Below are 21,177 nucleotides of genomic sequence, written 5' to 3' on the forward strand. Positions count from 1 at the left end.
AAGATCACCTCAAAACCTGCTGTGCGTAGGGAATCGGATCCTTAGCATCGTTTTCAGTAAAGCCTTTTAAACGAAGGAGACAGCTATCACAAACGCCGCATGCTTCTTCTGAACCCTGATAGCAAGAGGTAGTAAGGTGATAAGGAACCCCTAATTCCAATCCCCATTTTACCGTTTCCCCTTTGTTCAGATGCATGAGTGGGGCTTCTATGGAGAGGCGGTCATCTGCATCAGAGGTTACACCCAGTTTCGTAGCTAGATTGATTGTCTCTGACATCGATTGGATAAACTCCGGTCTACAGTCTGGGTATCCACTATAGTCTACAGCACTCACCCCAACGAATATCTTTTTAGCACCGATTACTTCCGCATAGGCAGTAGCCATTGATAAGAAAATTAGATTTCGTGCGGGGACATAAGTGGCTGGAATCTCATCTTCATCAACCCCTGTTGTGGGAACTTGGATGGATGGATCTGTTAAGGCACTGCCCCCGAGCTGTCCTAGATAGGAGAGATCGACTATTTTATGATTTTGGCCTACTCCGTAATGAGCGGCCACACACTTTGCTTGCTCCACTTCACGTTGATGAAGTTGATTATAGAAGAAGGTAATCGGGTATAATTCATATCCTTGATGCTCGGCGATTCCCATACAAGTGGTACTATCTAGACCACCGCTTAAAACAACAACTGCTTTTTTCTTCATAAGAGGCCTCCGTGTTATACGCCACGCTGGTTTGGGTCCCAGATGACTTTATGAATTTGTAGGTTTAGTTTGATGTTAGTTAGTTGGTGCTCTAGCATTAATTCAACTAGGCGATGTGGGGGCATTGATTCCCAAACAGGGCTAAACATCGGGATACCTTGCTTTACATACTGTTTCGCGATGATCAGGGCTGAATGGAAATCCACCTCATTCCCAATGACAAACTTGATTTCGTCGTCAGCTTGGAGGAGTTCAAAGTTAAGAAGATTCATTTTTTCAGACTCACCACTAGCAGGTAATTTGTAGTCCATGACGAATCGAACTTTATAACCCTGTGGATGGATTTGGCGCCATTCATGAAAAGGGGTTAGATCAATTGCCCCATTGGTCTCGATATGGACATCCATAATATGATCTAGCTCCGCTAACGCCTGAAGAAGCTGTAATGACTTTTGTCCATGCATAAGGGGTTCTCCACCAGTTAGACAAATGTTTTTTGCTGGATATTGCTTTACTTGTTGTAGGATTTCTGAAATCGTAGCAAGATATTCAGGTGTACTTGGCGCATAGCTATAGGGTGTATCGCACCAAGTGCAACGCAAATTACAGTTGAATACACGAACGAAAACAGTGGGAAATCCCGCCCGCATTCCTTCTCCCTCAACAGTTTGAAACACTTCTACCATAGGAAGTTTGGTTGATTCATAGACAGATTGCAAGTTCTCACCTCACTTCATCCTATTTTATAGACATTCTACAGAATCATATCATAATTCGACTGGATAATCAGGATTAATTCGGTTTCTGAATTGATAATACATATTTTCGAGTATTTCGATAGAGATTAGAAGATAAGGAACAGGATGTTTTTTTCGGAGCACGTATTTCTACTTAGGAGGAAACAATGGAAACATTTGCAGATTATCTAGCTACAATTGAGAATCGACAAAATCGGGCTCGACTAGAAGAAGTGCTAGATTGGGTTAGTAAAAGATTCCCCAATCTAGCCCCTAGAATTGCATGGAATCAACCTATGTTTACCGATCACGGAACATTTATTATCGGTTTTAGTGTGGCCAAGCATCATTTTTCGTTTTCACCTGAAAAGATAGTAATCGATCGTTTTTCCGATGAAATTAAACGTGCTGGCTATGAACATACAAAGCAATTAGTACGCATTCGGTGGGATGATCCAATTGATTTCCCCTTACTTGAGAAGATGATCGAGTTTAACATTGTAGATAAGGCAGACTGTTCCGCTTTTTGGAGAAAATAGGGGGGGATAGACCTTCCCCTCGCATTAATATATACTAATATGGTCGTTACTCATATATTTGTAATGTAGGTACAGGTTCATTCATAAGAAAATGAAGGGTCGAATTTTTTTAGACTAAAAGTTGCAGGAGGCAAACATCATGAACAAAGGCAAACAAAATGGGTCAGATGAAACTTTGTCGTCATTCTTCTCCCGACGTAAGTTTTTGAAGGCGGGAATAGGTGGTGCTCTGGGTATAGCAGGTATGGCTACGTGGCTATTTCCTAAATGGATTCGAAGCGAGGACCGTATTGCTGGTGTATCTAATTCTAATCACTCCAACCATGATGGTAGCGGGATGGATCAAGTACATGCTATGAATAAAAAAGCCTCGCCGAAAGCCTATCAATCGGCACAACAAGTATTAGATACATTTGACTACGGAAAAGTCAGTAAATTGCCAGATGGTCGAATCATACGTGAATACTCAATATTGGCACAAGATAATGAGATAGAGATAGCCCCGGGTGTGTTTTATCCGGCGTGGACCTATAATGGGACTGCACCAGGGCCTACGCTTAGAGCCACTGAGGGAGATTTGCTTCGTATAAAGTTTGATAATGGGAGTGCTCATCCTCATACCATTCATTTTCATGGAATTCATCCTGGTAACATGGATGGATCATTTGAAATAGTACAACCAGGTAAAAGTTTTACCTACGAGTTTACAGCGGAGCCTTTTGGTCTCCATCTATATCATTGTCATACCATGCCATTGAAAAAGCATATTGAAAAAGGACTTTACGGAGCTTTTATCATTGATCCAAAAGAGCCGAGAAAGAAGATGAAAGAGCTAGTTATGGTGATGAATGCCTTTGATACAGACTTTGATGGCGAAAATGAGTTTTATACCGTTAATGGTCTAGCAAACGCATATTTAGATCATCCAATTCCGTTAAAAGTAGGAGAGGAAGTACGCATTTATTTAGTAAATGTTACAGAGTTTGACTTGATTAATTCCTTCCATCTTCATGGGAATATGTTCAAACTGTACCGGACAGGCACATCTTTAACCCATTATGAAATTACGGATACCGTGATGTTATGTCAGGGAGAGCGGTCTGTGTTGGAGTTTTCGTATAAATTCCCTGGTAAATATATGTTTCATGCCCACCAAAGCGAATTTGCGGAGCTAGGTTGGATGGGATTATTTGAGGTAATGGAATAGGGGGAATGAATCATGAGTGCTTCGAAGAAATGGCTTTTAGGTTTGCTTCCGGTTGTCTTACTTGCTTTGATGATTGTCGGTTTGTTTTCAGGAGTCGATCGGCTCATTCCTCGTGCCAATATTCCGTTAGAGGAGATCAGTTTTGACCGTGTATGGGCAGTAGAGGGGAAGCTTTTAGCAAAAGTGACGAATACGGGAGCTGATCCTGTTACGATTGCTCAAGTAACGGTAAATGATGCGATGTGGAATGCTGAAGTTTCTAAATCGGAACTTGGTCGTTTTGATCAAGCAGACATCACCATTCCTTTCCACTGGGTAGAGGGAGAGCCTTATGCCGTAACAGTGGTCACTTCTACAGGTGCCAAGTTTACGGGCGAGATTTCGGCTGCGATGGAAGTTTCACAAGCAACACCGGGTACATTTGGCTTATTCGCACTTATTGGTCTTTTTGTTGGTGTGATTCCGGTTCTCTTAGGAATGTTATGGAAGCCATTTGTAGCGAAGTTAGACGGAAAGGGCTATACTTTTGTTCTAGCTGTTACGATTGGATTACTTATTTTCTTAGGAATCGATTCTTTAAATGAAGCATTTGAACTAGCTGATCAGATCCCGGGAGCATTTCAAGGGGTCGGTATTATTTTACTAGGGGGATTAGGGAGTTTCCTCATCTTAAGCGCAATCAGCTCTTATACAGAAGCACGACAAGAAACTTCATCTAATAACTATCGTACGAAGTTAACAGTGGCTTATCTGATTGCCTTGGGAATCGGGATTCATAACTTGGGTGAAGGCTTAGCAATCGGAGCCGCTTTTACGCTAGGTAATGTAGCGATGGGGGCATTTCTCATTATGGGATTCACTTTGCACAATATTACGGAAGGCTTAGCGATTGTAGTTCCTGTTGCTCGTGAGAAGATAAAGGGATCCAATTTATTTAGCCATTTACTTCTTTTGGGAGCAATAGGCGGTGTTCCAGCCATAATAGGTACTTGGATTGGCGGATTTGTTTATTCGCCCATTTGGTCCCTCATCTTCCTATCAATCGGAGCGGGTGCGATATTCCAAGTGGTTGTACAAGTGTTCCGCTTAGAGCGTTCGGAGTCGAATCGAGCAACTTTCTTGACGCCTGTAGGTGTAGCCGGGTTACTGACTGGTATTGTAGTGATGTATATTACAGCGTTGTTTGTTACTGCCTGAAAAGAATCTCCAGATCGAACATATTGCAAAAACTACCTTTGTTTCCTTTTCTCTTACTTAGCAAAGAATATTCTCGGATAAACATGATTTAGGTGAGAGAAGTCATACTTAGTATCAACCTACCAAAGCTTGCAATTTAATCCGAAAAGGGAGTAACTAAACAGTCACTCCCTTTGCTCATTTTACCCAAATACCAATGAACCCGTTCGATAAGGCTATCCAATATCGACAGCCACTGTGCCGAGGAAAATTGTCGCATCAAAGGAAGAAGGAGCAAGAGGGAAAAAATAATCTCAGAGCAAATGTACGATGACACAAAAATAAGGTAACAAATAATTTTCAACATACATATTGTTATATAACAGGATACTGTGTTAGTATAGATTATGAAAAAACAGTATTGTTATATAACATAATTTATTTACTTGGATAGAGGAGGGACTTAGTTGAATCAGAAGTATGTGCTTCCAGAGGGAGTAAGGATTTTAGGGGGTTGTAGTGAAACAGAATACCAAATACTTACTCCCAATGCTATTTCATTTCTGGTGGAGTTAGCAAAATGTTTCACTCAACGTAGGAATGAACTGATATATAACAGAGTAGACCGTCAGAAACGAATGGATCAAGGTGAGTTACCCGATTTTCTGTCTGAAACCCGAAATATTCGAGAAAGTAACTGGACCATCGCTCCCTTACCTGAGGATCTGTTAGATCGCCGTGTTGAGATTACGGGACCAGCTAGTGATCGAAAGATGGTGATAAATGCGCTTAATTCTGGGGCGAAAGTCTTTATGGCTGATTTAGAAGATTCAAATTCCCCGAGTTGGGAGAACTGCATACAAGGGCAAATTCATCTTCGAAATGCGATTCGTCGCCAGATTGATTTTGTAAATGAGGTTGGTAAAGAGTATAAATTGCAAGAAAAAACGGCTGTTCTACTTGTACGTCCGCGAGGATGGCATCTTGATGAAAAGCACTTCCTCGTTGATGGGAAGCCCATCCCTGCTAGCTTATTTGACTTCGGACTTTATTTTTATCATAACGCTCAAGAATTGCTTGCACGTGGTACGGGTCCTTATTTTTACTTGCCTAAGTTGGAGAGTCATCTAGAAGCTAAGCTTTGGAATGATGTATTTCTATTTGCTCAAGATTATATGGAAATTCCTCGAGGCACGATTAAAGCAACAGTGCTCATTGAAACCATTATGGCTGCATTTGAAATGGATGAGATTTTATATGAATTACGGGAGCATTCGGCTGGATTGAACTGCGGTCGGTGGGATTATATTTTCAGTTACATTAAGAAGTTATCCAAGCAACCTCATGTCATTTTACCAGATAGATCCCAAGTTACGATGACGGTTCCTTTTATGAGGGCTTATACCTTATTAACCGTGAAAACATGTCATCGAAGAAACGCTCCGGCGATTGGCGGAATGGCGGCGCAAATACCGGTTAAGGGGAATCCAGCGCTACATCAAGAAGCGATGGATAAGGTAAAAGCAGATAAAGAGAGGGAGGCATCTGACGGACATGATGGAACATGGGTGGCTCATCCGGCCCTAGTGCCCATTGCGATGGAAGTATTTGACCGAATTATGCCAACTGTAAATCAATATTTCAAACAGCGACCCGATGTAGAGGTTGTGGCTAGTGATTTACTTGCTGTGCCGGAAGGTACAATCACAGAAGAAGGGTTACGGATGAACATTCGAGTGGGTGTTCAATATATGGAGGCGTGGTTGCGCGGTTTTGGAGCCGTAGCACTTCATTATTTGATGGAAGATGTTGCAACTGCTGAGATTTCGAGAGCACAAGTTTGGCAGTGGATTCACCATGACAAAGGGATACTGGAAGACGGTCGGAAAATCACGGCTGAGTTATTTCAAGTGTTGCTCGAGGAAGAGTTGCTGAAGATAAAAATGGAAATAGGCGAAGAGCGATATCTAAAAGGTCGCTATCAGGAGGCAACTCAGTTATTTTCAGAGCTGACCATCAGGGATGAGTTTGAAGAATTTTTAACAGTACCAGCTTATGAGATTTTAACCTAAACAACCGAAATGATAAAAAGGGAGTGGATGATCGTGACATTTCAAGATCAGCTTGCATTACTTAAACAAGAGTGGGAATTAAATCCTCGTTGGAATGGAATTGTGCGTCCTTATCAGGCGGAAGAGGTATTAAAGCTGCGTGGTTCGCTTATGATTGAGCACACACTTGCGAAGAAGGGTGCTGAACGTTTATGGGATCTGATGCACCAAGATCCATTTGTGCGTGCACTAGGTGCGTTAACAGGAAATCAAGCAGTTCAACAAGTGAAAGCAGGTTTAAAAGCGATTTATTTAAGTGGATGGCAAGTAGCGGCGGATGCAAACTTATCTGGCCATATGTACCCAGATCAAAGCTTGTATCCAGCTAACTCGGTTCCGTCAGTAGTCAAACGTATTAACCAAGCGTTGCAACGTGCCGATCAAGTAGAGCATGTAGAAGGGAAAAGGGAGCGGTATTGGTTTGCGCCGATTGTAGCGGATGCGGAAGCAGGTTTTGGAGGACCGCTAAATGTATTTGAGTTAATGAAAGGAATGATTGAAGCAGGTGCGGCAGGCGTTCATTTCGAAGATCAATTAGCATCTGAAAAGAAATGTGGTCATCTAGGCGGTAAAGTATTGATTCCGACAGCACATGCAGTTCGCAACTTAGTATCGGCACGTTTAGCGGCAGATGTCATGGGGGTGCCAACGATCGTTATTGCACGCACAGATGCCAATGCGGCAGAGTTGTTAACCAGCGATATTGATCCGCGTGATGCTGAGTTCCTAACAGGAGAACGTACTTCAGAAGGTTTCTTCCGAATTCGTCCGGGTTTACAAACGGCTATTGCTAGGGGTCTTGCATATGCGCCTTATGCGGATCTGATCTGGTGTGAGACTTCAGAGCCGAATCTAGAAGAAGCTAGACAGTTTGCAGAGGCAATTCACAAGAAATTCCCTGGAAAATTTTTAGCCTACAATTGCTCTCCTTCCTTCAACTGGAAGAAAAAATTAGATGATGCCACGATTGCGAAGTTTCAGGAGGAGCTTGGCAAGATGGGGTATAAGTTTCAGTTTGTTACACTCGCGGGCTTCCATAGCTTGAACCATAGTATGTTCCAATTAGCTAAAGGATATAGTGAACAAGGGATGGCGGCTTATTCCGAATTACAAGAGGAGGAGTTTGCAGCAGAGCCACTAGGTTACTCCGCCACACGCCATCAACGAGAAGTAGGAACTGGTTATTTTGATGAGGTTTCAATGGTGATTTCGGGAGGGACCTCATCGACCACTGCTTTATCGGGATCAACAGAAGAAGAGCAGTTTACTGCTTAAATAAGTAAGCTTGTATTAACAGCCGATTCCTTTTGTATCGAGCTGTTCTTTTTTCTGTCCCGATAGAATAATAATTTCATTAATTATCTGATTATTTTTATTTTTAAGAAGGTTGTTTATGTGCTATGTCGAATACGTAAAGAGGGAGATGAGTCTTCTGTTATTAACCGCTTTACTCAAATTGATGAGGAGGGTGTATAGCATGAATAAAAAATGGCTTTCTCTGGTGTCGATTGTTGTGTTGATCGTTGCTTGTTTTCCGGTACTTGGGTTTAGTCAAAGTAAAAGCCCTACTATGTACGAGTTGGGCACAAAGTTTTACAAGGTATCGAATGTGAAAACGAAGGAGCAACGTACAGCTGTTTCTTCAACAGGTGTTGCGATTGAAGAGGTAGGTGCCGATTATGTAAAGGTAGTGGGAACTCCACAGGAGATAAAAAGCATCAAGCAAAAAGGATTTTCTGTGAAGGAAGAAATAAACTTTTATCCAGAGGATTTCCCGTCATCTGATTCAGGCTATCACAATTATAATGAAATGGTGGCCAAAATCGAAGCTGCGGTACATGACTATCCAGATATTGTGCAGAAACGTAGCATTGGCCGTTCTTATCAAGGGAGAGAATTATGGGCGGTAAAGATTAGCGACAATGTGCAAGTGGATGAGAATGAACCAGAAGTACTTTATACCTCTTTGCATCATGCACGCGAGCATCTAACAGTTGAGATGGCATTGTATACACTTGATCTATTTACGAAGGAATATCGAAGCAATAAGCAAATCACGGATCTCGTAAATGAGCGCGAAATTTACATTGTCTTTAATGTCAATCCAGATGGTGGAGAGTATGATGTTGCTACTGGTAGCTATCGATATTGGCGTAAAAACCGCCAACCCAACTCAAGGAGTTCTTATGTAGGAACCGATTTAAATCGGAACTACGGGTACAAATGGGGATGTTGTGGAGGATCAAGTGGGTCGAAATCAAGTGAGACTTATCGTGGGGCATCGGCATTCTCTGCTCCTGAGACTGCGGCAATGCGTGACTTTATTAACGGTCGAGTAGTGGGTGGAGAGCAACAAATCAAGGCGTTAATAACCTTCCATACGTATAGTGAGCTCATTTTGTATCCATACGGTTACACGTATGCTGAAGTCCCAAGCGATATGACGCAAGATGATCATAATGTATTTGAAACGATGGCAAAAGAAATGGCAGGTACAAACGGATATACTCCGCAACAATCGAGTGAACTGTATATAGCAGATGGAGAAATGACTGACTGGGCTTATGGGGCTCATAAGATATTTGCCTTTACTTTTGAAATGTACCCCAGAAGCTCTTTCCCAGGATTTTACCCTCCTGATGAAGCAATTGCTAGAGAAACTTCTCGTAATAAAGCAGCTGTACTCTATCTAGCAGATAAAGCGGCTTGTCCCTATTCTGTGATTGGAAAATCATGTTCATCTAAATAATAACATGTGAGAAGCTGTATCCTTTTTTGTCGGATGCAGCTTCTCTATTTACAGAAACATTTGTTCGGCTTATTATTAATGTATGACAACAGATAGAAAAGAGAGATCATAGTGAAAGCGTATTTTGAAAATGATTGGGATCAAGTGTTAACCGATGTGATATATCACGATGAATTCACGCAATTACTCTCGAAAGTAGAGGAAGAAAGGAAAACATATACTATATATCCTAAGCAGGAGGATTTATTTTCCGCTTTTCAGTTTACTTCGTACGCTGATACGAAAGTCGTTATCTTAGGTCAAGATCCATATCACGGGGTGGGACAAGCTCATGGTTTAAGCTTTTCGGTTCAACCTGGGATTAAGATACCTCCTTCATTAAAAAATATTTATAAGGAACTCGAATCAGATTTAGGTATTTCTGCTCCTAATCACGGGTGCCTACAGTCATGGGCACGGCAAGGTGTCCTTTTATTGAATACGATTTTGACAGTGAGAGAAAGCACCCCACTGGCTCATAAAAAGATTGGCTGGGAACGATTCACAGATGTTGTGATTCAAAAGTGTAATGAGCGGGAGCAACCCGTTATATTTGTATTGTGGGGGAAGCCTGCTCAGGCGAAAAAGAAGCTTATCACCAAGAATCATCACTTGATCCTAGAGTCTGTTCATCCAAGTCCGCTATCAGCAAGGAGAGGTTTTTTTGGCTCTAAACCATTCTCTTACATCAACCAATTTTTACAAGAAAGCAATATGCACCCAATTGATTGGTCGATTCCTGCTATCGAGTAGGAAGGCCAAAAAACAAAAGCCAATTCTGATGTGAACTGGCTTTGCTATTCCCTAAAACTTCTCTAATAGGTTTTCGATTCGGTCTCTGCGATAATCATTTTCATCATCTAACCAAAAAATCTCGATTTTAAAAATGCCTTCTGGAGGAATGTGAGATTTGGATATAGTAACCGAAAAGGTTATATCGGTATCTTTTTTATTTGGTTTCAACTGAATAGGAACCTTTTTCCGAGTAATGATTATTTCGGAGGTAGTTTTTCCAACCACATATACATTGTAGTAGATGGCTGGACGAGCTAGCTTTTGGGATACTTTTAATTTTACAGTATAATTCCCATTCGATCCTGTTATAGAGTGCTTTAGGAATACGTCATTTGTAAAATACGTAGGTTCTTCCTTTTTCCACCTAGGTATTTTTTGACTTTCTGTATTCACTGGATGACTAGTGGTTGGTTGCTCTGTTTTTTGTGTGGTAGATGCCTGATTTGAGAACGATGAGTATCCAATGATCCCGATAATGACAATCATGATGATTCCTAACAGAATAGGGAGAAATGTAAACCGCTTGCGATCGTATTTCTTCTGTTTTTTTGGAGAGCGAAGGTCCTTCGTTTGTTGTTTTTGATGCCCATTAGGCAATAGGTCATCTAATTCATCTAGTAGATCCCCTATGCTTTGATAGCGGTTTTCTGGATTTTTATCAAGTAATTTCGTAATGACTTGAATGCTTTTATCAGAAGTGACAGCATTGTATTTTTTGAGATCCGGGACTGGGTCATTAATATGCTGGAGAGCAACCATAACCATTTCTTTCGCACGATAAGGAGGTCGTCCTGCTAGAAGTTCGAAAAATACAACTCCTAATGAGTAGAGATCAGTGGCAAAGCCGACTGGTTGCTCAGTAATTTGCTCCGGTGACATATAATGAACAGAGCCAACTACTTTCCCGGTTTGTGTAAAAGAGTTTGTCTCTTGCAAAACACGGGATATTCCGAAGTCAGCCACTTTGTAGGTGGCATCCTCAGTAGAGTAGATAATGTTCTGGGGTTTTATATCTCTGTGGATGATGCCTTGATTATGGGCATGGGCAAGTCCAAGGCAAATTTGTCTCATAATATGTACAGCTTCTATTTCTGCTAAAGGACCATACTGAGAGATGTATTGTTTTAATGTTTGCCCTTCTACAAGCTCCATTACGATATAGTAATTTTGAGAGTCTACACCAGCATCAAACACCTTTACCACATGTGGATGTGAGAGCTTGGCGGTGGCTCGTGCTTCGAAAACAAAGCGATTTACAAATGCTTGATCATCTAGCAACGAGTGATTTAAGATTTTTACTGCAACAAAACGCTCTAATACTAAATCAATCGCTTTGTATACAGTGGCCATTCCACCGCCGCCAATCTGTTCCACCAGCTCATATCGGTTGTCTAATTTATGACCTATTTCCATCTATATATCTATTCCTCTCAGGAAATCTATTTATCGGATCATGTAATACTCTGTTTACTAGAAGGGATCATTACCTGATAAACTAATTTTACCTACATATAGATATGATAACATGAAAATGAATGGTAATTTTATAACAAATATATTAAAACTAGTTTGTTGAACAAACAAAAAGGGAAACCAATTTCGCATTAAAACGAGGTATTTTATCCTTCTACCTAGGTGAAATTGATAATACACCTATAAACTTCGGAGGAAATGATGAATCACCACTTTAAAAACCAAAAAATCCTGCCTGCTGCGAAGAATATTAAGCAATTTGAAAGGCTAATGAAGACAAATTTTGAGTATATTATTCTCTTAGATAGCCATGTAGCTCAATTACAGGCATTAATGAATTTGGCAAATCAACATAAGAAAAAAGTATTGTTGCATGTGGATCTTGTACAAGGGTTGCGCAGTGATGAGTACGCTGCTGAGTTTCTTTGTCAAACGATTCGGCCCACGGGACTTATTTCCACTCGAACTCCTGTTGTAAGTGTAGCAAAGAAAAAATCACTGATCGCGATTCAGCGGGTTTTTCTCTTAGATGCTCATGCATTAAACACAAGTTATCGATTGCTCGAGTCATTTAAACCCGACTTTGTCGAGGTTTTACCTGGAATTATGCCACATATTATCCGCGAAGTTGTAGAACATACAGGTATACCAGTACTAGCTGGGGGATTGATCCGGACAGAAGAGGAAGTGAAGCAGGCGATTCAAGCAGGTGCTGTTGCGGCGACAACGTCAAGTGAGAAACTTTGGAAAATGAAATTCTAAATAAAAGGCTTGTCATAGGCAACATAATCATTTAATATAGTCCATGAAATCGTTTTCACAAGTTAATAGTAGTAGTGATGAGATGAGGAGAGTCACGGAAAGTCTTCTGCTTCTGGATGGAGAAGGATGAAGGGTTTTGTTGTGAGTCTTTTTTCTTTCGTTCTGATGTTTAAATAATCTGTCATTTTACACTCATCCATTACCACCAATACTAGGGAGGCATCTCAAATGTCTATTTTTGTAGCAGAATTAATTGGTACTATGCTTCTAGTCCTTTTAGGGAATGGAGTAGTAGCAGGGGTTGTTTTGAACAAATCAAAAGCCCAAAATTCGGGTTGGATCGTGATTACGTTTGGCTGGGGTTTTGCTGTAATGCTTGCGGCATATATGGTAGGTCACTATAGTGGAGCTTATTTAAATCCTGCTCTAACAATTGGTTTTGCCATAGCTGGGAAGCTAGCATGGGCAAAGGTGGGATCGATGATTGCAGCTCAAATGATCGGAGCTTTCTTAGGAGCCATTCTTGTATGGTTGCACTACCTCCCACATTGGAAGGAAACACAAAGCCCTGCAGATAAATTAGCCGTATTCTCTACAGGTCCAGCGATCAGAAGTCCGTTTGCCAACTTTATGAGTGAAGCAATTGGTACATTCGTTCTTGTGTTCGTCTTATTAGCATTCGGGGCAAAAGGCCTTGTATTTGCTGATGGACTACAAACGATGGCAGTAGCATTTTTAATCGTTTCGATCGGTATGTCACTTGGTGGAACAACTGGATATGCAATCAACCCAGCACGTGATTTGGGACCTCGTATTGCGCATGCGATTCTACCAATTGCCGGTAAAGGTTCTTCTGATTGGGGATATGCATGGATCCCAGTAATTGGACCGATCGTGGGAGCGATTTTGGCAGCGGTTGCATACGGTTTTGTCATTTAATAGATAGGTACGCCTAGATTACCCCATTAAAATACAGATAAATGAGGTGTTTGTATTGGAAAAGAAATACGTGTTATCCATTGATCAAGGAACTACAAGTTCTAGAGCGATCTTATTTGATAAACAAGGTAAGATATTAGGTACTGCACAGAAGGAGTTTACACAAATCTTTCCACAAGCTGGTTGGGTTGAGCACGACGCGATGGAGATCTGGGGATCTGTACAAAGCGTTATCTCAGAAGTCTTAGCTAAGCATCCTGTTTCTGCGTATGAAGTGGCTGCCATCGGGATTACAAACCAAAGGGAAACAGCGGTTGTATGGGATAAGAACACCGGAGAGCCAATTTACAACGCGATTGTATGGCAATCCAGACAAACAGCTGATATTTGTGAAGAACTAAAAGAAAAGGGTTATGATGAGTTATTCCGCAATAAAACAGGTTTACTAATTGATGCTTACTTCTCTGGAACCAAAGTAAAATGGATCTTGGATCATGTAGAAGGAGCAAGAGAAAAGGCTGAAAACGGAGATTTGTTATTTGGAACGATTGATACTTGGTTAGTATGGAAGTTATCAGGTCGCAAGGCACATGTAACAGACTATACAAACGCTTCACGTACCCTTATGTATAATATCTATGATTTGCAGTGGGATGATGAATTACTTGAAATTCTAACGGTTCCGAAGTCCATGCTTCCAGAGGTTCGTTCTTCTTCCGAAGTATATACAGTGACTGAAAAGTCCTTGTTCTTCGGTGAAGAGATCGCGATTGCGGGGATTGCTGGAGATCAGCAAGCTGCTCTATTCGGACAAGCATGTTTTGAGCCAGGAATGGCGAAAAACACTTACGGAACAGGTTGTTTCATGCTAATGAACACAGGAGAACAAGCTGTTCGCTCCCAACATGGCTTATTAACAACCATCGCATGGGGTATTGACGGCAAAGTAGAGTATGCACTAGAGGGGAGTATCTTCGTTGCTGGTTCTGCGATCCAATGGCTTCGTGATGGATTACAATTAATCAAATCAGCTAGCGACACAGAAGAACTAGCCACACAAGTAGATTCTACAGATGGGGTATATGTGGTGCCAGCCTTTGTCGGTCTTGGAACGCCATACTGGGATAGTGATGCGAGAGGTGCAATCTTTGGCTTAACCAGGGGAACCAATCAGTCTCATTTAGTAAGAGCAACTCTAGAGTCACTTGCTTATCAAACCAAAGATGTATTAGCTTCGATGGAAGCGGATTCTTCTATTGAGTTAAAGAAACTACGTGTAGATGGTGGAGCAACTGCTAATAACTTCTTAATGCAGTTCCAAAGTGATATTCTAGGCGTACCAGTTGAGCGACCAGTCATTCTAGAAACAACTGCATTAGGTGCAGCTTATCTGGCGGGGATTGCGGTTGGATTCTGGAAAGACAAGCAAGAAATTGCTGAAAACTGGAATGTTGATCGTGATTATGAGTCTGATATGGATGACAAGACCCGCGAGACGCTGTATAATGGTTGGGTGAAAGCTGTAAGTTCTACTCGTACGTTTAAATAATTTCGGAAGAAATTGAACAAGTTAATAAATGGATGAGACGAGGAGATCAACCACATCACCCTAACACAAATGTGTTAGGGTAGTGTGGTTTTTCCTTTTTGAGAAAAGGGAGGTAGTTGAGGATGAGTACCATTTTTTCTGTTAATGGGCGTGAGAAAGAGTTACAAGAGGTATCCTCAGAGAAGGTTGATCTATTAGTAATTGGTGGTGGAATTACGGGTGCAGGGATTGCGCTGGATGCTCAATCGCGAGGATTAAACACAGTGTTAATTGAAATGCAGGATTTCGCCGCAGGAACATCGAGCCGTTCCACAAAGCTGGTGCACGGTGGACTACGTTATCTGAAACAATTGGAATTTGGAATTGTTGCAGAGACAGGTACAGAACGTGCGATTGTGTATGAAAATGCACCACATGTTACCAAGCCTGAATGGATGCTTTTACCGATCGTAAAAGGTGGAACCTACGGTAAGTTAGCCAGCTCGATTGGGATTTGGATTTACGATCTATTAGCAGGTGTAAAGAAAAATGAACGTCGTCAGATGCTAAACCTAGAGCAAACCCTCGAGAAAGAACCTCTTCTTCGCAAGGAGGATTTAAAGGGTTCTGGATACTATGTAGAATATCGTACTGATGATTCAAGGCTTACGTTAGAAGTAATGAAAAAAGCATCTGAATATGGTGCGAAAGCATTTAACTATGTAAAAGCAGAAGGTCTTATTTATGATAATGACAAGTTAGTTGGTGTAAATGCGATTGACCTACTAACGAATAAGAAGTTCGACATTTACGCGAAAAAGATTGTAAATGCTACGGGTCCGTGGGTAGATGAATTGCGCGAACAAGATGGTTCTAAAAAAGGGAAGTATCTGCATTGGACAAAAGGTGTACACATTGTTGTAGATCAAAAGAGATTCCCACTCGGTCAGGCTGTTTATTTTGATACTCACGACAAACGTATGGTTTTTGCGATTCCACGTGACGGGAAAACCTATATCGGAACCACAGATACTGATTTCCATTCAGATCTTACCCATCCTCGAATGACAAAAGAGGATCGTGACTACATTATTGCGGCCACCAATCATATGTTCCCTTCTGTTGGTTTGACAGCAGAAGATGTGGAATCAAGTTGGGCAGGAGTGAGACCCCTCATTCATGAAGAAGGAAAATCCCCATCTGAAATTTCTCGAAAAGATGAGATCTTCCACTCTGAATCAGGATTGATTACGATTGCTGGTGGAAAATTGACTGGGTATCGTAAGATGGCTGAACGAGTTGTTGATTTAGTTGGTTCTGAGCTTGAAAATGAAGAGGGGAGAAGTTTCAAAGATTGCCATACGGAGAGAATGGTTCTTTCTGGCGGTGATCTAGGAGGTTCCAGTGGCTATAAAGCATTTATTGAAGGGAAAATAGAACTAGGGATTCAAATAGGCTTATCTAAAGAAGAAGCATCGCGTCTAGCTAACCGCTACGGTAGCAATATCGATCAAGTGTATGACATCATAAACAAAGGTGATCATGAGGCAAAGAAATATCATCTTTCTTCGGAAGTATATGGAGCGCTTGTATATGGAATGGAGTACGAAATGGTAGCAACTCCAGTTGACTTCTTTATTCGTAGAACAGGTAGTTTATTGTTTGATATTGCATGGGTTAGAGAATGGAAAGAACTTGTCCTACAATACATGAAAGAGAAATCGAATTGGGATGAGCAGACTACAGAACACCATATGAAACATCTTGAACAAGAGATCAAATATGCTACAGAAGCGATTTAATGAAATGTGTTTCTACCCTCCATTTACTTATAATATGGAGGGTTTTTCGCAATGAGTGTTAGTAATTTATAAAGTGTAAATTTTCGATATAAAAGGTATAAAATTATTGATAATTTCGTGTTATATGTTTGATTTCGTGTTATGATAGGATTGTTTGCTTCGATCTAAGGGGAATTTGTAGTCATAATTTTTCTAATTTTAGGAGGAGTATTATGCTAAGCTTGTTGAGGAAATCTTCAAAGCTTGTCCTTTCATTTGCAATCGTGACAGTATCGATTCCACTCTATTTTTGGAATGAAAGATCTGTTCACGCAGAGGGTCCGATTGATCCTGCTCCGTTTATTAGTCCGAAGGTTGTAAATGGGAATGCTGGAAAAAAGGTATTATTTGATAATACTCATGGACAAACTGCTGGTGCAGCTGATTGGGTAATTGATGGTGGATTTTCAGATTTTGCAAATGGACTTGCTAATGATGGTTTCTATGTAAAAGAACTGCGAAAGAAAACTCCGATTACACTTACCGATCTAAGGGGATATGATGTACTTGTTATCGGGGAAGCAAACATCCCATATAAACAAACCGAACAAGCTGCTATGAAACAATATGTGGAGCAGGGTGGCAGTATTTTCTTCATCGGGGATCACTATAATGCAGATCGTAATAAGAACCGCTGGGATGGTTCTGAGGTAATGAATGGCTATCGACGTGGCGCATTTGGAAATCCAACAAAGGGGATGAGTGACGAGGAGAAAAATTCAGAAGCGATGAAGGATGTCACAAGTACGGACTGGCTTAACGAGCAGTTTGGTATTCGCTTCCGATATAATGCAATTGGGGATGTAACGGCAAACCATGTTGTAGCTCCTGAACAAAGCTTTGGGATTACTTCCGGGGTTTCAAATGTAGCAATGCATGCGGGTTCCACATTGATGATTACAGATCCTAAAAAAGCAAAAGGACTTGTATATCTACCAACCACGAATACAAAATGGGCGCACTCAGTTGACCAAGGAGTCTACATGGGTGGTGGAGTGGCAGAAGGTCCTTATATGGCGATATCGAAAAAAGGAAAAGGAAAAGCTGCTTTTATCGGCGATTCTTCTCCAGTTGAAGATATTACCCCTAAATATCTTCGTGAGGAAAACGGAAAAAAGAAGACTACTTATGACGGTTTTAAAGAGCAAGACGACGCAAAATTGCTAGTAAATACGGTTAATTGGTTGGCTAAAAAAGAAACATATACTAGCCTGGATCAGATAGAAGGGCTTCAGTTAGACCAGCCAACACCTACTTTGCCGATGGAAGAACCAGCAGCTTCGACTGAACCTCAAGCAGAACCTTGGGCAGCACCTGAAGCAGGTTATAAATGGTGGGACCCTAGTACTTTTAAACCTGGATCGTATGGTTCCTCACAAGCAGCGCCAGTTCAACCCGTGTATACCCTTACTCATCAATCCGTCTTACCTGATGGCGAAGAATTTGGACTAAATGTTACAGTAGATCATTTAACACCTGGCCAGACGTTATCTGGTTTAGATCTAGGGATCTATCAAGCAGGCGGCACTCAAGTAGCTATGTTGAAAAAAGCAGATGGTACGTGGCCAGATTCTTATGGGTATAGTGCTCCGTTTGATATCAAAGCAGATGCAACAGGAAGAGCAAAAATCAATCTTACGATGAAAATAAAACCATCCATAACAGGATCGGCTACCCTTCGCCTTCGTCTCGATAAATCGGCTGTCTACTCAAAGGCTGTCACGATTAATCGTGTACCTATCGAGCCACTTCCAGGCGAGCCTTCTGATGTAAATCCTCCCGTTACTACTTTTTCTGTAGAAGGGACCAAGCTATCGACTGGGACTTATTTAAATAAAGCGACTCTTACTCTAACGGCAACAGATGATACAGCAGTGAAGAAAGTGGAGTACCGCTTTGAAGGAAAGGAGAACTGGGAGGAGTATTCAGCTCCCCTATCTTTGAATGGTGAACCATCGCAATCTTTGTCATTTCGCTCTATTGACTCTGCAGGAAATATGGAACAAGTCCAGGTTGCCATGATTCCTGTGGCAAAAGTGGATGTAGATTTTTTATATGACTATGTAAAAAACAGCAAATGGATCAATCCCAAGCTGGAAAAGCCTATTTTACAACATGCGGATCAAGCGAAAAAATATTTCACTCTTGCACATGAGGAATATGCAAAAGGGAATTGGATTTTAGGAACCATTTATAAAGCAAGTGGATTCGTTTCGATTGGAAAAGTAGTAGATGTAGTATCTAAAAATCCAGATTGGATCAATCAAGATGCTAAGAAGGATGTTTCTCTCATTTTGGAGGCACTTTTAGCACAAAATAAGTAAGCGGGCAGGCCTAGTATAGCCTCCCCATTAGATTGAAACAAACGATCGGACCACCTTTGAAAAAAGGTGGTTCCTTTAATATAGGTACTTGGTACGACCATAGGTTCTCCCATAACGAATCATCTTATAAAGAGCTCGCTTATCAGGTAATTTTGCGAAAGGATGGAGTCCGGGACTTGTGTTAAATTCTAATATCCATGGTTTGAGATTGGAATCAAGTGCGATATCAAGACCTATTTCTCTAATGCTAGGATATACTTTTTGTAGATGTGTTCCGATAGATACACTAAATGTTTCTAGTTGGCTAATATATGTTTGTAATTTTCCATGAGGAAGATAGGGTGCTAGGAGAGTCTCAATGGGCTTAATGGTCGCTCCCTTACTTCCATTTGTGACGATCAATTTCTTATTTCCTACTCGTCCGGCTATGCCAGTAACTTCCCATTGTTTGCTGGGATTATGTTGAACCATGATGCGAAAATCAAAAGAAGATTTTTTATGGGTTAACATATTTATTCCTTGTTGAATTAAATATTTTTCTTTGCCTTTATATCTGCTTATAAACTTATATAGATGGTTGAAATTCGAAAAAATTCGAGTACTTTTCTCATAACGCACTTCATACTTTCCGTCTTTGACGCTAGCTCGAATAATTCCTCTCCCTTGTGAACCTAGATCTGGTTTTATATAAACCATTTGATATGTTGTTAAAAAGTCTTGGAGATTCTCTTTACTCCACATTCCGGTTGTCGGAATATTAGCTTTAAGATGATTGCTTTTTGATAAAGCTAGTGTCTTAGTCCATTTGCTAGACAAACGAAATGAATATCTTTTCAATGAACCTCACCCCTTTGCATCAATATATGTACAAGTTCAAAATTGTTCACGGCAGAAGGAATTCGCCCTGACACAAATTCATATAATGGTTTAAATGAAATTTCATAGAAAGTGAGTGGTGAGGATGACTGAAAAAGAGAGATTACAAACGAAAGTAAATGAAATGATTACTTATTTTCCTTGGTATAAAGATTACCTATCTTCTATGAAACCGGATAGTTTGTTGAAATTGCCGCTGATTACGAGAGAAATTCTAGAAAAGCATTATTATCATCAAGATTTTAATCCAGCGTGGAAGATCTATCATACATCCGGGACCAGTTCGAAAAAAAGGAAAAAAATTGCCTATTCAAGAGAAGATGATCAGGACTATTTGGATAAAAAAGTACAGATTTACACTCGCTTTCTCCAAGATAAATCCATTCGAACAGCTATATCCGATATGGGAACAGGGCATGCCGCAAATACTGCAATGGAGGTCTTTAAGAGTATAGGATTAATCTGTGAAGATATTCCGTATCATCTGCCTGTACAAGATCATGTGAAATTACTAAAGCAATTTCGGCCTGATTGTCTGTATACAATGCCATCTATTTTAGAAAGCATCCTATCGGCTACCGATCATCCAGAGCAATTTGGGATACAGAAGGTTATATTAGTAGGGGAAGTGGCCAGCGCTGAGTGGCAGAAAAAAGTGGCTTCTCGTTTGTGCATAGATCAGAAAGATATTATGGATACGGTCGGATCGATTGAAATTGGAACCATTGCCTATTATTCGCATGAGCATGGATGTTATCTTTTTGTAGATGACTTAGTACCTGAAGGAATAAAGGCAGAAGAAGTTGGATTGGATGCAGATTTACTGAGGGAAGATGAACGGATTTTAGTGCTTACATCCTTTTCAAGAAAAACATTTCCGGCTGTTCGTTTTGTTACCTATGATGTGGTTCGTGGTTTCAAGCCAATCCATATTGCCGATAAAACGGTTCTTAGTTTCCAATCGCTCGTAAAACGAGTCGGTACAGAATGGAAACATGGTGAGAAGATTAGTTTCTATGATATAGAAGAGGCCGCATTCCGACATCTGGATAAGGCTACTATTTGGATACAGGTAGATCGTAATAAGCTGTTGGTTTGGATTGATAGTCCTTTTATCACGGACTGCATTCGAAAACAAATCCAACTTGATATACAGGACCAAATTCCGGAGATCGGGATCATGATTCGAAATGGAATTCTGGATGAAATTCAGGTAAAGGTAGTAACTGATCCAGAGCAATTTCAAACGCATCAGGTAAAGAAGAAAGTGATCCATCATAAGCAGTGGGGGCGTCATTAGTCTTTGTTAAGAGTCCGAGGATCGAAGAGTTTTTACATCCTTCGATCCTCGGATTTTCATTTTCTCATACTTACG

The 21,177-nt window shown here is 40.8% G+C and carries 17 protein-coding genes; 13 read left to right on the top strand and 4 right to left on the bottom strand.

The window, feature by feature from the left end; translation table 11 throughout:
* Window positions 1-4: 4 nt before the first annotated feature.
* Both queC and BLU58_RS05470 read right to left on the bottom strand, forming a co-directional pair.
* A complete protein-coding gene (queC, locus tag BLU58_RS05465; RefSeq protein ID WP_093291218.1) occupies window positions 5-706 on the bottom strand; it encodes a 7-cyano-7-deazaguanine synthase QueC in 702 nt (233 codons plus the stop codon).
* Between the two features lie 14 nt (window positions 707-720).
* Entirely contained in the window at window positions 721-1,425 is a 705-nt protein-coding gene (locus BLU58_RS05470; protein ID WP_369813684.1) for a radical SAM protein, read from the bottom strand.
* A gap of 185 nt (window positions 1,426-1,610) precedes the next feature.
* Here BLU58_RS05470 and BLU58_RS05475 point away from each other — a divergent pair, with 185 nt between their 5' ends.
* The 7 genes from BLU58_RS05475 (at window position 1,611) to BLU58_RS05505 (ending at window position 10,017) form a co-directional block, all read left to right on the top strand.
* On the top strand, window positions 1,611-1,982 hold the full coding sequence (locus BLU58_RS05475; RefSeq protein WP_093291219.1) for an iron chaperone: 372 nt from the start codon (window positions 1,611-1,613) through the stop codon (window positions 1,980-1,982).
* A gap of 139 nt (window positions 1,983-2,121) precedes the next feature.
* A complete protein-coding gene (locus BLU58_RS05480; RefSeq protein WP_093291220.1) occupies window positions 2,122-3,189 on the top strand; it encodes a multicopper oxidase domain-containing protein in 1,068 nt (355 codons plus the stop codon).
* A gap of 12 nt (window positions 3,190-3,201) precedes the next feature.
* Window positions 3,202-4,386 carry a ZIP family metal transporter gene (locus BLU58_RS05485; RefSeq protein ID WP_093291221.1) on the top strand — a complete coding sequence of 395 codons (1,185 nt, stop codon included), beginning with the start codon at window positions 3,202-3,204 and terminating at the stop codon, window positions 4,384-4,386.
* Between the two features lie 446 nt (window positions 4,387-4,832).
* Window positions 4,833-6,437: a malate synthase A gene (aceB, locus tag BLU58_RS05490; protein WP_093291222.1), complete on the top strand. Its 1,605-nt coding sequence runs from the start codon at window positions 4,833-4,835 to the stop codon at window positions 6,435-6,437.
* 33 nt (window positions 6,438-6,470) lie between these two features.
* The gene (aceA, locus tag BLU58_RS05495) at window positions 6,471-7,751 is read left to right on the top strand and encodes an isocitrate lyase (protein ID WP_369813685.1); all 1,281 of its coding nucleotides are present in this window, start codon (window positions 6,471-6,473) and stop codon (window positions 7,749-7,751) included.
* 202 nt (window positions 7,752-7,953) lie between these two features.
* Entirely contained in the window at window positions 7,954-9,225 is a 1,272-nt protein-coding gene (locus tag BLU58_RS05500; RefSeq protein WP_093291224.1) for a M14 family metallopeptidase, read from the top strand.
* A gap of 111 nt (window positions 9,226-9,336) precedes the next feature.
* The gene (locus BLU58_RS05505) at window positions 9,337-10,017 is read left to right on the top strand and encodes a uracil-DNA glycosylase (RefSeq protein ID WP_093291225.1); all 681 of its coding nucleotides are present in this window, start codon (window positions 9,337-9,339) and stop codon (window positions 10,015-10,017) included.
* A gap of 51 nt (window positions 10,018-10,068) precedes the next feature.
* On the opposite strand, the gene BLU58_RS05510 is transcribed toward BLU58_RS05505, so the two are convergent.
* The gene (locus BLU58_RS05510) at window positions 10,069-11,472 is read right to left on the bottom strand and encodes a protein kinase domain-containing protein (RefSeq protein ID WP_093291226.1); all 1,404 of its coding nucleotides are present in this window, start codon (window positions 11,470-11,472) and stop codon (window positions 10,069-10,071) included.
* A 261-nt stretch (window positions 11,473-11,733) separates the two neighbouring features.
* On the opposite strand from BLU58_RS05510, the gene BLU58_RS05515 reads away from it, so the two are divergent.
* The 5 genes from BLU58_RS05515 to BLU58_RS05535 all read left to right on the top strand — a co-directional run bounded on the left by BLU58_RS05515 (window position 11,734) and on the right by BLU58_RS05535 (window position 18,926).
* Window positions 11,734-12,294, top strand: a complete 561-nt coding sequence (locus BLU58_RS05515; protein WP_093291227.1) for a glycerol-3-phosphate responsive antiterminator — start codon at window positions 11,734-11,736, stop codon at window positions 12,292-12,294.
* 228 nt (window positions 12,295-12,522) lie between these two features.
* Entirely contained in the window at window positions 12,523-13,233 is a 711-nt protein-coding gene (locus tag BLU58_RS05520; RefSeq protein WP_093291228.1) for an MIP/aquaporin family protein, read from the top strand.
* Between the two features lie 55 nt (window positions 13,234-13,288).
* A complete protein-coding gene (gene glpK, locus BLU58_RS05525; RefSeq protein ID WP_093291229.1) occupies window positions 13,289-14,782 on the top strand; it encodes a glycerol kinase GlpK in 1,494 nt (497 codons plus the stop codon).
* A gap of 122 nt (window positions 14,783-14,904) precedes the next feature.
* Window positions 14,905-16,563, top strand: a complete 1,659-nt coding sequence (locus tag BLU58_RS05530) for a glycerol-3-phosphate dehydrogenase/oxidase (protein WP_093291230.1) — start codon at window positions 14,905-14,907, stop codon at window positions 16,561-16,563.
* Between the two features lie 212 nt (window positions 16,564-16,775).
* Entirely contained in the window at window positions 16,776-18,926 is a 2,151-nt protein-coding gene (locus BLU58_RS05535; protein WP_176786507.1) for an OmpL47-type beta-barrel domain-containing protein, read from the top strand.
* Window positions 18,927-19,001: 75 nt separating this feature from the next.
* On the opposite strand, the gene BLU58_RS05540 is transcribed toward BLU58_RS05535, so the two are convergent.
* Window positions 19,002-19,763 carry a YheC/YheD family protein gene (locus BLU58_RS05540; RefSeq protein ID WP_093291231.1) on the bottom strand — a complete coding sequence of 254 codons (762 nt, stop codon included), beginning with the start codon at window positions 19,761-19,763 and terminating at the stop codon, window positions 19,002-19,004.
* A 124-nt stretch (window positions 19,764-19,887) separates the two neighbouring features.
* Here BLU58_RS05540 and BLU58_RS05545 point away from each other — a divergent pair, with 124 nt between their 5' ends.
* Window positions 19,888-21,102, top strand: coding sequence for a phenylacetate--CoA ligase family protein (locus tag BLU58_RS05545; protein WP_093291232.1), 1,215 nt, complete (start codon window positions 19,888-19,890; stop codon window positions 21,100-21,102).
* The last annotated feature ends 75 nt before the right edge of the window (window positions 21,103-21,177 follow it).

It is taken from the genome of Thermoactinomyces sp. DSM 45892 (assembly GCF_900107305.1).
Taxonomy (GTDB): domain Bacteria; phylum Bacillota; class Bacilli; order Thermoactinomycetales; family Thermoactinomycetaceae; genus Baia.